We start from the raw sequence: 14,451 nt of genomic DNA on the forward strand, positions 1-14,451 counted from the left end.
CAGCGTTTCCTGCGCCTTCTGCGGTCCGACAGACACCGCCACGATCTCGGTCACCACGCCCTTTTCCTTCAGGCGAATGGCTTCCTCAACCGCGATCTCGTCAAACGGGTTCATGCTCATCTTCACGTTCGCAAGATCAACACCCGTGCCATCCGCCTTCACGCGGGGCTTCACGTTATAGTCAATCACGCGCTTCACGCAGACCAAGGCTTTCATGGCATTCGCTCCTGCGGTTGTGTTCACCGGGGTGCTTTCGCACCTTCACTGGCCGCGATGGCTTGGATCAGGCAGGCTGTCCACGGTAAAATTGCAAAGGTGCAAAGCGAAACTTTGCAGTTTGAGCATGCCACAAAGCAAAAGGGGAGCGGTTGCCCGCTCCCCTTTCCTTCAGGTAAACTGCCCGGATCGACTTAGAAATCGACCGCGAGACGAACCCCGTAGGTACCCGGCGTACCGAACTGCCAGTTGAACACGTCATCGAACGGTCCGGCCGATACGAAGCTGCCGTAAGTCAGAGGACGCATGTTCTCAAGATTCTTGGCAAATGCGGTGAGCGAGAAGCGGCCATTTTCCGGCTTGTATTCAAGGCTCATATCGGTTTGCGTGAATGCTTTCTGCTGGCCATCACGATAGTTGTAGAAATCGGTGAAATACGAGCTTTTGAACGTTGTGTTCGCACTTGCCCGCACCGTACCGGCGCTACCCAGGTTGAACGTGTGATCATAGCCAGCCGTAATTACCCATTCAGGAGAGAACGGGGGGCGATTGCCCGCAAAGTTCGGCTGCTGCACGCCCGGCGTTACCGGGTCGAGATCGCCAATGCCATTGAGTGCGCTCGTCGTATCGAACACGTTGAACTGGGCGAACAGTTCCTTGTACTCGGCATTGAGGTAGTTCACCGAGGCGTGGAAGCGATCATTGTCGCTCAGCGAAAAGTCTGCGGATGCCTCTATGCCCCAGATCTTGGCCTTGCCCGCATTGAAGGTCTGGCCACCGACAGCAGTATCAAGCAGGACTGAAACCTGAAGGTCTTTGTAATCGTAATAGAAGCCGCCGAGGTTGAACTGGTGCTGGCTTTGATCGCCGAAGGTCTGCTTCCAGCCCAGTTCATAGGCTGTGTTGGATTCTGGCTTGTAGTCGCCCACAGAGTCAAAACCGCCACCCTTGAAGCCGGTCGAGGCCTTGGCAAAGATCAGCGTATCGTTGTTAGGCTTGTAGTTCAGGCCAGCGAGCCAAGTGATCTTGTCTTCCCGGCTGGACAGAGGGAAGATTGTCTTGAACCGGAGGTTGGCAAAGTCGCGGCGAGCGGGTTCGATACCGAACAACTGCGGATCTGGCGGCCCGGCGCCGAACGGCGTTGCGTTGCGATACAGCGCATCGCGCGAATTTTCGGTGTAGCGCAGTCCGCCCACGGCGGTCAGCGTTTCACCGAGCGGGACTTCAACCTGACCGAACGCCGACTTGCTTTCGCTGGTGATATCACGGCCAAAGTAGGACAGCGTCACCACGTTCGGACCGAACGTGGTTGCAAAGCTGCTTTCGGAGTTGACGGTTTCCTTGAAGTAGAAGCCACCGACCTGATAGGTGATGCCGCTGGCTTCACCGGCGAACCGGAGTTCATGGCTCTGCGTGCTGGTTTGCTGGTTCCAGCCAAATGACCGATAATTCACGGGCAGCGTGATTACCTGACCGGGCGTGCCGTCGAACTTGCGATAGCCGCCGATGTAGCTGATCGTGAGAGCATCGCTAACTTCATAGGCGAGACGGCCGCGCAATGCATAAGTGTCCTGCGTCAGCTTGCCGAGACCAAATGCCGGAGCCTGATATTCGCCCCGGTCGAAGTTGGCGAGAAAGTTGGTCTGGTTCGGAATGCACAGAACCTGGCCGCGCGCCGCATATGCCGGTGCAACCTGGCTGAAGCCGGGGGCCGTGGCACAGTTGCGGTTTGTGGGACCATTGCCGGCAGCGTTCAAATCGGCGGCGGCAAAAGCCTGAGGCGTAAATTCGCGCTTGGCATATTCACCGGCTACATAGACCGTCAACGCGTCGGTCGGCTCAAGCTGGATCGAAGCACGGCCACCGTAGGACTTGTTGTCGTCCGACCGTCCACCAGCAAAGGCCGGGAAATTGAAGCCACGAAGATTGAACGGCGCGCGTGCGGGGTGCTTCACGTAACCATCGTGCTCGTCATAGAAGCCGGCCAGACGGATGCCACCGACATCACCGAGCGGCACGGTCACGCCGCCATCAAGACGCACGGCATTGTAGTTGCCATAGCTTGCCGAGGCGTTGGCAGCGAATTCCTTGCCCGGCTTGCGGGTAATGAAGTTGATCGCACCACCGGTCGCGTTGCGACCGTACAACGTGCCTTGCGGCCCGCGCAGAACTTCGACGCGATCGAGATCGAACAGCGCGATGCTGAGCGCCTGCGGACGGTTCATGTACTCGCCATCGATATTCACGACGACAGACGTATCTTGCGATTCATCGTTCGAGTTGGTGCCGACACCACGAACGGTGACCTTGATGGTCCCCTGATCCTGATTGAGCTGAACCGCCGGAGCGATCTTACCGATGTCATTCATGTTGGAGAAGCCGGCCTGCTGAAGCTGCTCGGCATTCACCACGCTGATCGCGATGGGAACGTCATTGACGTTCTGCGCGCGGTTCTGCGCGGTGACGATGATGACGTTGGGATCAGTCTCGTCGGCTGCATTTTCCTGCGCAACGGCCGGAAGCGCAAAAGCCATTGAGCAAGCGCTCATCAGCAATGCGCGCGTGAAAGTGGTCTTGGGCATGGTCGTCTTTCCTCCCCATGTAGCGCCATTTTTGGCGTGCTTCGCTCGCTAGCATATTTAAATTCACAAAACTAGAAGCAATGTTCTATTTGTTGTGAGAGTTGTGTGAGCCGGGTCCCAAACCGGGCTGCGGGCAATTGGCAAGACACGCGATGACGCAAGCTTTGCATCAAGTAAAATAATGAATCTTGCAGGTGATATAGGCTGAGACTCTGCATTCAGGGCTTATGCCGTGTTCTCCTGCGACACTTCTGATACCGTCAAAAAAATGATCCAAATAGGAAATAATATGCATGATTTATGATCTATGGAATGAATGCATAGGTCGCGGACAAAAAGAAACGCCGACAGGATGGTCCTGTCGGCGTCTTGGTTAAGCGGCTGGCAGAGCGCGTTCAGCCGATGCCCATGAGCCTTGCATTTAGCGCCCGATCGGCACCGCCCGCTGCGAAATCATCAAAGGCGTGTTCGGTAACCTTGATGATGTGCCGATCAATGAATGGCGCGCCTTCGGCTGCACCCACTTCGGGATGTTTCAACGCGCATTCCCATTCAAGCACCGCCCAGCCCGCATAGTCGTTCGCAGCCATCTTGCTGAAGATGCCGGGGAAATCCACCTGCCCATCACCCAGACTGCGGAACCTGCCGGGGCGATCAACCCACGACTGATAGCCACCGTAGACACCCGAGCGACCGTTCGGACGGAACTCAGCATCCTTCACGTGGAAGCATTTGATACGTTCGTGGTAGATGTCGATGAAAGCCAGATAATCGAGCTGTTGCAGCACGAAATGGCTCGGATCGTAGAGAATGTTGGCGCGCGGATGGTTGCCGACGCGTTCGAGGAACATCTCGAAAGTCACGCCATCGTGCAGGTCTTCGCCGGGGTGGATTTCATACGCCACGTCGACGCCATTCTCGTCGAACACGTCGAGAATCGGCTTCCAGCGGCGGGCGAGTTCATCGAAGGCATCTTCGACCAAGCCCGCTGGACGCGCGGGCCAGGGGTAGAAATAGGGCCATGCGAATGCGCCCGAGAACGACGCATGGGCGGCAAGGCCGAGATTGGCACTGGCCTTAGCGGCATACTTCATCTGCTGCACGGCCCATTCCTGCCGGGCGGCGGGATTGCCGTGTACGGCTGCGGGAGCGAAGCCATCGAACTGCGCGTCAAACGCCGGGTGAACGGCCACGAGCTGACCCTGCAGATGGGTGGAAAGCTCTGTGATCTCCAGCCCCTTGCTGGCCAGCATGCCCTTGATCTCGTCACAGTAAGTCTGGCTGGTGGCGGCCTTTTCCAGGTCGAACAGGCGGCCATCCCAACTGGGGATCTGCACGCCCTTGTAGCCGAGGCCCGCCACCCAGTCGGCGATGGCTTCAAGGCTGTTGAACGGTGCGGTGTCACCCGCAAACTGGGCGAGGAAAATGCCCGGGCCTTTGATCGTCTTCATTGTGGCTCTCTCCTCAGGCGAGCTTTACCCAGCCCGCATTGTTGCGGCTGGCAGAAACGGCGGTGTCGATGAAAGTCATGCCGCGCAGGCCATCGGCAATGCCGGGCAGCAACGGTGCGCCTTCGCCCCGGACCAGCGCGGCGAAATCACGGTATAGGTTGGCAAAGGCTTCAAGATAGCCCTCCGGGTGGCCGCCGGGCGTGCGGGTGCGCGATGCGGCGTCGGGGCCGAGCGCCCCAGTTCCAGAGCGGACCAGCGTGCAGGTGCCATCAAGGTGGGCAATCGTGAGCGTGTTCGGCTCCTCCTGCTTCCAGGTGATCCCGCCCTTGTCGCCATAGGCACGGATACGCAGGCCGTTGAGTTCGCCAACTTCGATCTGGCTGGCGAGCAGCACCCCGCGTGCCCCATTTTCGAAGCGCAGCAGGATGGAACAATCGTCGTCCAGCAGGCGACCCGGCACCACGGAACCGAGGTCAGCGAGCATTTCGGTCACGCGCAGGCCGGTCACGAATTCCGCGAGCTGGAACGCGTGGACACCAATATCGCCGATGCAGCCGCCCAGCCCTGCCTTGGCCGGATCGACGCGCCATTCGGCCTGCTTGCCCACTGCTTCACCGGCCAGCCAGCCTTGCGGATATTCGACAACGACTTTGCGGATCGTGCCGATTTCACCTGCAGCGATGCGGGCGCGCGCTTCGCGTACCAGCGGGTAGCCCGAATAGGTGTAGGTCACGCCGAAAGGTAGGCCGGCCTTTGCCACCAGCCCGGCCAGTTCGTGCGCTTCGGCAAGAGTAGCGGTCAGCGGTTTGTCGGTCATCACCGGGAACCCCGCCGCAAGAGCGGCACGGGCCGATGGCAGGTGGTTGTGATTGGGCGTGACAATCGAAACGAAATCGATGCCGTCCGCGCGTGCAGCCTCTCCCGCGAACATCGCGTCCAGCGAGGGATAGGCGCGCGCAGGATCAATGCGGTAGCTGTCACCCGCCGCCGCGCTGCGCGCTGCGTCACTGGAGAACACGCCTGCAACAAGTTCGATCTCGCGGTCCATCTCGGCGGCATAGCGATGTACCGGGCCAATAAACGCACCCGGCCCGCCACCGATCATGCCCATTCGCAAACGCCGCATCTTATTCTCCCGCTCTGTCATCGCTGTCATTAGAAGGTGTATTCTAGTTGTGAACATTGCCGGGTCAACCGGCTGCGTGTGCCTGCCTCGCATTTTTGGCTTCGCCTTTGAAGGTATTTCATGCAAAACCTGCGGCGCAACAGCATTCTAGAATTTCCATTTCAGGATTGGCAGACGAAGACGATGGCGCGAAGCGCAAAGCGGCCTGCGGAAGAACCGGCGCTGGCAGTCGAAACCGTGAGCAGAAAGCCGCAGCAGGGCCGCAGCAAGGCCTCGCTCGAACGCATGTTGAGCGCGGCGCGCGAACTGATGCTGGAGCGCGGCAACGAGGATTTCACGTTGCAGGACGTGAATCAGCGCGGCGCAGTTTCAATCGGATCGATCTACCTGCGGTTTCAGAGCAAGGACAATCTGGTGCGCGCCGTCATCGCCCGCGCGCTTGAAGAACTGGCGCTGGCCGAAGAGACAATGGTGAACGACGTGCTGGCCCAATCACCCACGCTCGATGAATTCATGCCGCGCTATGTGGCGGATTATGCCGAAGTGCTGCGGATCAACGCACCGCTGCTGCGCCTTGCGATGGAACGCGCGTCGTTCGACCCGCTGGTGTCCAAGCCGGGCAAGGACCACGCCCTGCGCGCAACGGATCGCGGGATGCAGGCCATGCTGCATTATCGCGCCGACTTTGGTGGAGGCGACCACGAAACCAGGGCCAACTCGGCCTACAAGATCGTTTTCGCAACGCTCGCCCGCCAGCTGAGCCTTGGCTCATCGGGCGAAGCGGCGCACGATTACGATTGGGACGTGCTCAAGCGTGAACTCGGACGGATGTGTCTGGCCTATTTGCGCGCGCCCTGAACGACAGCCTGCTTACCCCTCGGCAAGCAGGCGCCGCATGATGGCGCGCACTTCGTCGGCCATATCGGGCCGCTCCAGCGCCAGCGAAAGCGTCGCTTCGACAAAGCCGACCTTGCTGCCGCAATCGAACCGGCGGCCATCGAATTTAACCGCGTGGAACGGCTGCTGGCCGATCATGCGCGCCATTGCATCGGTCAGCTGAATCTCGCCACCGGCACCCTTGTCCTGACTTTCCAGCGTGCGCATCACTTCGGGCTGAAGGATATAGCGGCCCGAAATGATCAGGTTTGAAGGGGCATCTTCAGTCTTCGGCTTTTCGACAAGGCCGGTAACCTCGGTCAGCGAATCCGATACTTTGGCACCCGGCGCAATCACGCCATAGCTCGACACCTCTTCGCGCGGCACTTCGAGCACGGAGATCAGATTGCCGCCAACTTCATTGTAGGCATCGACCATCTGCTTCATGCAGCCGGGCGAGCCGACCATCATTTCGTCAGGCAGGAAAATCGCGAAGGGTTCATCACCCACCACGGCGCGCGCGCACCAGATGGCATGGCCAAGCCCCATCGGCACCTGCTGCCGCACGGTAACCAGATTGCCGGGCTGGATGCGTGTCGCATCAAGCACATCTAGCTGCTTGCCACGGCCACTCATCGTGTGTTCGAGTTCGTAGGCGGTGTCGAAATGTTCGACAATCGCAGTCTTGCCGCGCCCGGTCACGAATATCAGCTGTTCGATGCCCGCCTCGCGCGCTTCATCCACCGCGTACTGGATCAGCGGACGGTCGATCACCGGCAGCATTTCCTTGGGAATCGCCTTCGTTGCCGGAAGGAAGCGGGTGCCAAGGCCCGCAACAGGAAATACGGCCTTGCGGATCGGTTTGCGCGGCTGGTTCAAGCTCATTTGCCAATAATGTCCACGGTTTGTTGCACCCTCATGATGCACTGCACAATTACTGAGGCAGAATGTCAACCCAGTGTGGCCGGGTTTCGGCATCGCTCATGCTTGCACGGGGCAGCAAACCGGTTAAATGACGGCGATGGACAAGATCATCATTCGCGGCGGAAAGCGCCTTTCGGGCACGGTGCCTGTCTCCGGTGCAAAAAATTCGGCCCTCACCCTGCTGCCGTGCGCACTGTTGACGGATGAGCCGGTGACTTTGCGCAATCTGCCGCGCCTTGCCGATATTGATGGTTTCCAGCACTTGATGAACCAGTTCGGGGTGTCCACGTCCATCGCTGGCGCACGACCGGAAGATTTTGGCCGCGTGATGACGCTGCAGGCCACGCGCCTGACCTCCAATGTTGCGCCGTATGATCTGGTGCGCAAGATGCGTGCGTCTATCCTCGTGCTCGGTCCGTTGCTGGCCCGTGCCGGTGAGGCGACCGTATCGCTTCCCGGTGGCTGCGCCATTGGCAACCGCCCGATCGACCTTCACCTGAAGGCTTTGGAAGCGCTGGGCGCGACCATCGAGCTGGCCGCGGGCTATGTGCGCGCGATTGCGCCTGATGGCGGGCTTCCGGGCGGCCGCTATTCCTTCCCGGTGGTGTCCGTCGGCGCGACCGAGAATGCGCTGATGACCGCCGTCCTCGCCAAGGGCAAATCCACGCTGCACAATGCTGCGCGGGAGCCGGAAATCGTCGATCTGTGCAACATGCTGGTGGCAATGGGCGCACAGATTGAGGGCATCGGCACTTCCGACATCACCATTCATGGCGTGGACCGGCTGCACGGTGCGACCTACATGGTCATGCCAGACCGCATCGAGGCTGGCTCCTATGCCTGCGCCGCAGCGATCACCGGCGGTGAGGTGACGCTGCAGGGCGCGAAGATCGAGGACATGGAAGCGACTGTGCAGGCACTGCGCGATGCAGGCGTGCATGTGGAGCCAACCAAGGGCGGCATTCACGTGGCGGCTGACGGTCCGTTGAAGCCGGTCACGCTTTCAACGGCGCCGTACCCCGGCTTTGCCACCGACATGCAGGCACAGCTGATGGCGATGCTGTGCCTTGCCAAGGGATCGTCGGTGCTGACCGAGACGATCTTTGAAAACCGCTACATGCACGTGCCCGAACTGAACCGCATGGGCGCGCATATCGAGACCAAGGGCCGCACGGCTGTGGTCCACGGCGTGGAAAAGCTGACCGGTGCCGAAGTGATGGCAACCGATCTGCGCGCTTCGATGAGCCTTGTGATCGCCGGGCTGGCGGCAGAGGGCGAAACGCAGGTCCACCGCCTGTACCACCTTGATCGCGGGTATGAGCGGCTTGAGGAAAAGCTGTCGCTGATGGGCGCTGAGATCGAGCGGGTCGGCGGGGACTGAGCCGGGCCTCGTCCACAAAAAACCTTCGTCATTCCCGTGTAGACGGGAATCCAGTCCAACAAGCAGGCCGTCGCAAGGCGACGACTTTCCCGACGCGGGATTCCCGCCTTCGCGGGAATGACGGGTGAAGGAAGCGGACTGAACCGCTCTAATCCAGCTTCACCTTCCCGCGTCCGGCTTTCACCACGCCACGTATCTTCTTGCCCGCCAGCCGCTGCACCTTACCCACGCGGTTGAGGCGGGATTTGGCGCGTTTCTGCGGCAGGTTGCAAGCATCGCGGAGCAATTCGCCAAGACGTTTGCGCGCGTCTTCGCGGTTCTGCTCCTGCGTGCGATAGCTGCGCGCGGTCATGACGATCTCGCCTTTGGCGGTCATCTTGCTCCCCGCCAATTCCTTCAGCCGATGGAATATTTCGGGTGGCAGGCGCAGCATGAAGACATCGAGCCGCACCTGCACGGCGGTTGCCACTTTGTTGACATTCTGCCCACCCGGCCCGGCAGATGCGATGAAGCTTTCCTCGACCAGCGTCAGTGCGTGGGCGACGAGAGCGTCAACGTTCATGTCAATCTTCGGTGGCAGGCACTTCGCCCACTACGGGCACATCAAACGCAAAAGCCGCGAAATCCAGCGGCATGGGCGAGTAGGCGTCAATCGGCTCCTTGCCTTCGCGCGTGACCTTCAGTTCCGAAGCATGGAGCATCGTGCGCCATGCAATCTTGCCGTCACCATAGATCGGATCGCCGACCAGCGCTGCCCCAAGCCCTGCAAGCGCATGAATGCGGATCTGGTGGGTGCGCCCGGTTTCGGGGCGGAACTCGACCAGCGTCATGCCCGGTTTGCGCGCTACCACTTTCCAGTGCGTGACGGACGGCTTACCCTTCTTCGCCGGGATCATGCGCCAGCCCTTTTCGGCCGAGCTGATCTTGGACAGCGCAAGGTCGATGGTGCCGCTTTCGCCCTCAACTTCGCATGCAACGATGCCAAGATAGACCTTCTCCACTTCGCGCGCTTCAAACGCAGCGGAGAAGCGTTTCAGCGCCTTGGGGTTGCGCGCCAGCAGCAGGCATCCCGAAGTGTCCTGATCAAGCCGGTGGACGGGATGCGGTTCGCGCTGGAAGCCGAAGCGCAGGCCATCGAGGTGGTCTTCGAGGCACGGCCCGCCCGCGCGCGGACGGTCCAGCGGCAGGCCCGCTGGCTTGTCGATCACCAAGGCTTCGCCGTCTTCGAACAGGATGGAAAAATCGATCACGCTACGGCCTTTTCTATACGCCGGAGCGCTTCTTCGAGTTTTGCTTCGTCCGCCGCGAAGCTGATGCGGAAACCGTCACGGCCACCGAAGGCCGATGCAGGGACCACTGCCACGCCGCTTTCCAGCAGGTGGAGGCAGAGCGCTTCATCGTTTCCGAAGCGCGCCATCAGCGGCGCGGCATCGACCATGCAATAGAACGCGCCATCGGGGATCGGGGTGGAGAGGCCGGGAATGGCGTTGATCGCGGCGCAGACCCTATCACGCCGCGCGCGGAAACGCTCGCGCCAGTCGATGAGGAAATCTTGCGGGCCTTCGAATGCGGCAACGGCAGCGGCTTGACTGATCGAGGCTGCATTGCCCGACGAGTGCGATTGCAACCGCCCCATCGCGCCGATCAACCATGCCGGACCGGCCGAAACGCCAATGCGGAAGCCTGTCATCGCGTGGCTTTTCGATACGCCGGATACGGTCAGGATGCGGTCGGCCAGATCGGGGCATTCCACTGCCAGCGTGGCGTGCATCCCTTCGCCATAGCGCAGGGGGGCGTAGATATCGTCGCTCATCACCAGCACGCGGGGGTGGTGGCGCAGCACTTCGCCAAGGGCGCGTAGTTCTTCTGCGGGGTAAGTCGCGCCGGTGGGGTTGCCGGGGCTGTTGAGCAGGAGCCAGCGCGTGGCGGGCGTGATGGCAGCGTCAAGCTGGGCGGCGGTAATGCGGAAACCGCCCGCCGCATCAGTCGGCAGGTCCACAACCTCCGCGCCCGCAAAGCGGACAATTTCAGGGTAGCTCACCCACCACGGGCTGGGGATCAACACGTTATCGCCCGGATCGAGCGTGGCCAGCAGCGCGTGGAAGATGGCCTGCTTTCCGCCTGCGCTGACGATCACCTGCGAGGGCGGCACTTCGATGCCCAGATCGCGGCGGAAGTGCAGCGCGGCCGCTTCGCGCAAGCGCTGTGTGCCAGCGACGGCGGTGTATTTGGTATCGCCTGCGTCAAGCGCATCTTTCGCCGCCTGCACCACGTGCGCGGGGGTGGCGAAGTCTGGCTCGCCCACCGAGAGCGAGATCACATCGCGCCCTTCGGCCCGCAACTGGATCGCACGGTCGGTGATGGCGGTGGTCTGCGATGGCGCGATACGCGCGAGGGCATGTGAAAGCTGGGTCATGCGCCGAGCAGCCGTGCGGGGATCAGCCCGCGCAGGGCGTTGCCGACGAGGAAACCGCCCGCCAGATCGTCAAGCGTCAGGTCCGCCTCAACCGCGCGGCCAGCCTCGATCAGCGAGCGCCGCAGCACGCCCGGCAGCAGGCCAAGTTCGGCGCGGGGGGTGAGCAGCACGCCATCGCGCTCCACAAAGATGTTGGTGAACATGCCCTCGGTCAGCAAGCCATCATCGCGCAAGAACAACGCCTCGCCTGCACCAGCCTGCTTGGCCGCGGCAAGGCCTGCTTCGTAGAAGCCTCGGTCGGTGGTCTTGTGGCGCAGCCGCCAGTCACCGTCCGACACCGGCAGCGGCAGCACGGCACAGGTCAGGCTCTCGAGCGGCGCGGGCAGCGGCCCGGCGTCAAGCGCGTGCGCCCCGCTTTTTGACACCACCAGCCGCACCTTGGCGGGCGCATCCAGATCGAAGCACAGCGCGTGGATGGCATTGCGCAACGCGTGGCGATCAAAGCTGAAGCCCAGCGTCAGCGCGCTGGCCTTCATGCGTTCAAGATGCAGTTCGAGCAGGGCGATCCCCTTCACGGGATCAAAGGCCATCGTTTCGATCAGGTCGGCATGGCCAGCAGACAAGCGCAAGAAATTCCCCTTCACCACGCATTCGCGCCATTCGCCGATCATCACGGAATCGGCAACGACCGCCGACCCTACCCCCATGACCGCGCGGCCATCCGGCGACAAGCGCACCGTGCGGATTGCCACATTGAACGCGGCATCGCCAGAGGGGTCTATCCGCCCGATTGATCCGCAATACACCCCGCGCGCATCGCGCTCTGCCTGATGGATCAGCTCCATCGCGCGGATCTTGGGCGCGCCGGTGATGGATCCGCAGGGGAAGATGGCGCGCAGAAGGCTGCGCACGTCCTCGCCCGGAGCCAGTTTCGCGCGCACCGTCGTCACCATCTGGTGGACCGTGGGATAGCTTTCGATGGCAAAGGGCGCTTCGACCTTGACCGAACCCGCATTCGACACCCGCGACAGATCGTTGCGCATCAGGTCCACGATCATCAGGTTTTCGGCGCGGTCCTTCACGCTGGCCGAAAGGTCCGCCTTGAAGCGCGCGTCCTCTTCCGGCGTCGCCCCGCGCGGCGCAGTGCCCTTCATCGGGCGCACGCGCGCTTCGCCGTCTGCCAGCTTGAAAAACAGTTCGGGCGAGAACGAGAGGTGCCAGTGCGCCCCGTCCCATATCACCCCGCCATAACCGGCACGCGCATCGCGCCGCACATCGGCATAGATCGCCAGCGGATCACCGTCCCACGTGCCCGCCAGCGGAAAGGTGAGGTTCGCCTGATAGATGTCTCCGGCGCGGATCGCTTCCTGCACCAGTTCAAAAGCCTTGGCATAACCCCCGCACGAGATCGCCGCGCCCATCGGCCCAAGCCGCCCCGGACCTGCGGCCTTGTCGGCCAACCAGCGCTCCACTTCGGCGCTGGCCATGCGTGTAACTTTGGCAAAGCGCGCGAACCACACCAGCGGTCCTGCCGCCCCGGTGCGCTCTTCCGCCAGAGGGGCAAGGCGCGGTTCGAGCGCCAGCCCTGCTTCATAGGCAAGATAGCCTGCCCAATCGCCCGGCGTTGCCGCGATCTGCGCCAGCGCCGCCTCCACATCTTCGGCCCGCCGCGCGATCACCACTTCGACCGCGTCCTCATAAAGACGCGCGTCGCTGGCACCGTCGCGGCGGGCATCGTCGAGCAAGATGAAGGGCTTGGGCGTCATGGCTGGAGCGCGCTCTAGCCGTTCCCCGCTCCGGATGCAAAAACCCCTCGCAAGGGGCGGTTCCCCAGCCTAATCATCGGGCAAACGAACGGGGTTTCTGGCATGGACGATATCTACCTTGGTCTTGCATCCAACGGCGAACGGCAGGTGCTGCGCCTGCGCCGGGCCAACCGCCACGGGCTGATCGCAGGGGCGACCGGCACCGGCAAGACGGTGACCTTGCAGGGCATTGCCGAACAATTTTCGATGCGCGGCGTACCCGTGTTCATGGCCGACGTGAAAGGCGACCTTGCGGGCATTTCAATGGCCGGCAGCCCCACCTTCAAGCACGCCGCCAGCCTTGAACAGCGCGCCAAGGATCTGGGCATCACCGACTATGCCTATGCCGATAATCCGGCAGTGTTCTGGGATCTTTATGGCGAGAACGGCCACCCGATCCGCACCACCATTTCGGAAATGGGGCCGCTGCTGCTGGCGCGCCTGATGGGCCTGAACGATACGCAGGAAGGCGTGCTCAACATCGCGTTCCGCTATGCCGATGACAACGGACTGCTGCTGATCGACCTGCCCGATCTGCAATCCGTGCTGATGGCCTGCGCGGAAAACGCCAGCGCGCTTTCGGGCAAGTACGGCAATGTTTCCAAGGCCAGCGTCGGCACGATCCAGCGCCAGTTGCTCAGCTTCGAAAGCCAGGGCGCAGACCGGTTCTTTGGCGAACCGGCGTTTGAAATCAACGACTTCATCAAGGTGGACGATCAGGGGCGCGGCATCGTCAATGTGCTGGCCGCCGAAAAGCTGATGCAAAGCCCCAAGCTTTACGCCACGTTTCTGCTGTGGCTGCTGTCCGAACTGTTTGAAGCGCTGCCCGAAGTGGGTGACCCGGACAAGCCGATCCTCGTGTTCTTCTTTGACGAGGCCCACCTGCTGTTCGAAGATGCCCCCGATGCGCTGATGGACAAGGTGGAGCAGGTCGTGCGCCTGATCCGGTCCAAAGGCGTGGGCGTCTACTTCATCTCGCAGAACCCCATCGACATTCCCGAAAAGATCGCAGGCCAGCTGGGCAACCGCGTGCAGCACGCCCTGCGCGCCTTCACCCCGCGCGATCAGCGGGCGATCAAGGCCGCGGCAGAGACCTTTCGCATCAACAAGGAACTGGATGTCGAGACGGTCATCACTGAACTGAAAGTGGGCGAGGCGCTGGTTTCGACGCTGAACGACGATGGGTCGCCTTCGGTGGTGCAGCGGACGATGATCACCCCGCCCCGCTCGCGCCTCGGGCCGGTGACGCCAAAGGAGCGCGCGATCATCCAGTCGATCAGCCCGTTCGATGGCAAATACGACAGCGCCGTAAACCGCGAATCCGCTGCCGAAGTGCTGGCGCAGAAATCCGCAGATGCCGCCGCCGCCGCGCAGCAGGTGGACGAGGAAGGCGAGGAAGCGCAGCGTGCCGCACCGCGCCGCACCACTTCGATGTGGGAAAAGGCCGGTAAGGCCGCAGCAGGAGCCGTTGCCTCGTCCGCAGGCGCCGTAATTGCCGCCAAGATCACGGGCAAAAAATCGAGCGCATCGCCAGTATCCACGGGCCTCACCGCCGTGGTCGGCACAATCGCCACCTCCATCGGCGGAGCCGCCTTCGGCCGCTTCGCACGCGGCATCATGGGCGGATTGCTGCGCTGAAAACAGGGCCGCGCTGATGCCCTAGGGCACCGGCGC

At 61.8% G+C, this 14,451-nt stretch carries 11 protein-coding genes and 1 pseudogene; 3 read left to right on the forward strand and 9 right to left on the reverse strand.

Translation table 11 applies throughout. The annotated features are described in order from the left end of the window. From Q8R81_RS07785 to Q8R81_RS07800, 4 genes and pseudogenes are all read right to left on the reverse strand, one after another. Positions 1-216 (reverse strand): annotated as a pseudogene (locus Q8R81_RS07785) (electron transfer flavoprotein subunit beta/FixA family protein); the annotation flags it as partial. 194 nt (positions 217-410) lie between these two features. Next, positions 411-2,798 (reverse strand): TonB-dependent receptor, encoded by a 2,388-nt coding sequence (locus tag Q8R81_RS07790; RefSeq protein WP_305616863.1) that lies wholly within the window; start codon positions 2,796-2,798, stop codon positions 411-413. A 395-nt stretch (positions 2,799-3,193) separates the two neighbouring features. Beyond that, entirely contained in the window at positions 3,194-4,249 is a 1,056-nt protein-coding gene (locus Q8R81_RS07795) for a sugar phosphate isomerase/epimerase (RefSeq protein ID WP_305616864.1), read from the reverse strand. A 13-nt stretch (positions 4,250-4,262) separates the two neighbouring features. Continuing rightward, positions 4,263-5,375, reverse strand: coding sequence for a Gfo/Idh/MocA family protein (locus Q8R81_RS07800; RefSeq protein ID WP_305616865.1), 1,113 nt, complete (start codon positions 5,373-5,375; stop codon positions 4,263-4,265). Between the two features lie 183 nt (positions 5,376-5,558). Between Q8R81_RS07800 and Q8R81_RS07805 the strand changes: the two genes are divergently transcribed. Further along, on the forward strand, positions 5,559-6,233 hold the full coding sequence (locus Q8R81_RS07805; protein ID WP_305616866.1) for a TetR/AcrR family transcriptional regulator: 675 nt from the start codon (positions 5,559-5,561) through the stop codon (positions 6,231-6,233). A gap of 12 nt (positions 6,234-6,245) precedes the next feature. On the opposite strand, the gene galU is transcribed toward Q8R81_RS07805, so the two are convergent. Continuing rightward, positions 6,246-7,136 (reverse strand): UTP--glucose-1-phosphate uridylyltransferase GalU, encoded by an 891-nt coding sequence (galU, locus tag Q8R81_RS07810; protein WP_305616867.1) that lies wholly within the window; start codon positions 7,134-7,136, stop codon positions 6,246-6,248. Between the two features lie 136 nt (positions 7,137-7,272). Between galU and murA the strand changes: the two genes are divergently transcribed. Next, positions 7,273-8,556: a UDP-N-acetylglucosamine 1-carboxyvinyltransferase gene (murA, locus tag Q8R81_RS07815; RefSeq protein ID WP_305616868.1), complete on the forward strand. Its 1,284-nt coding sequence runs from the start codon at positions 7,273-7,275 to the stop codon at positions 8,554-8,556. Positions 8,557-8,704: 148 nt separating this feature from the next. On the opposite strand, the gene arfB is transcribed toward murA, so the two are convergent. From arfB to pabB, 4 genes are read right to left on the reverse strand one after another with little or no spacing between them, the layout of a single operon-like run. After that, complete coding sequence (gene arfB / locus Q8R81_RS07820; RefSeq protein WP_305616869.1) at positions 8,705-9,118, reverse strand: alternative ribosome rescue aminoacyl-tRNA hydrolase ArfB; 414 nt, start codon at positions 9,116-9,118, stop codon at positions 8,705-8,707. Position 9,119: 1 nt separating this feature from the next. Further along, positions 9,120-9,803, reverse strand: coding sequence for an RluA family pseudouridine synthase (locus Q8R81_RS07825; protein ID WP_371135331.1), 684 nt, complete (start codon positions 9,801-9,803; stop codon positions 9,120-9,122). Further along, on the reverse strand, positions 9,803-10,972 hold the full coding sequence (locus Q8R81_RS07830) for a pyridoxal phosphate-dependent aminotransferase (protein ID WP_305616871.1): 1,170 nt from the start codon (positions 10,970-10,972) through the stop codon (positions 9,803-9,805). The genes Q8R81_RS07825 and Q8R81_RS07830 overlap by 1 nt, the downstream gene beginning before the upstream one ends. Further along, positions 10,969-12,738, reverse strand: a complete 1,770-nt coding sequence (gene pabB / locus Q8R81_RS07835; protein WP_305616872.1) for an aminodeoxychorismate synthase component I — start codon at positions 12,736-12,738, stop codon at positions 10,969-10,971. The genes Q8R81_RS07830 and pabB overlap by 4 nt, the downstream gene beginning before the upstream one ends. Positions 12,739-12,840: 102 nt before the next feature. On the opposite strand from pabB, the gene Q8R81_RS07840 reads away from it, so the two are divergent. Beyond that, entirely contained in the window at positions 12,841-14,415 is a 1,575-nt protein-coding gene (locus Q8R81_RS07840; protein ID WP_305616873.1) for a helicase HerA-like domain-containing protein, read from the forward strand. Positions 14,416-14,451 lie beyond the last annotated feature (36 nt).

The sequence above is a fragment of the Novosphingobium sp. genome, assembly GCF_030696665.1.
Lineage (GTDB): Bacteria > Pseudomonadota > Alphaproteobacteria > Sphingomonadales > Sphingomonadaceae > Novosphingobium.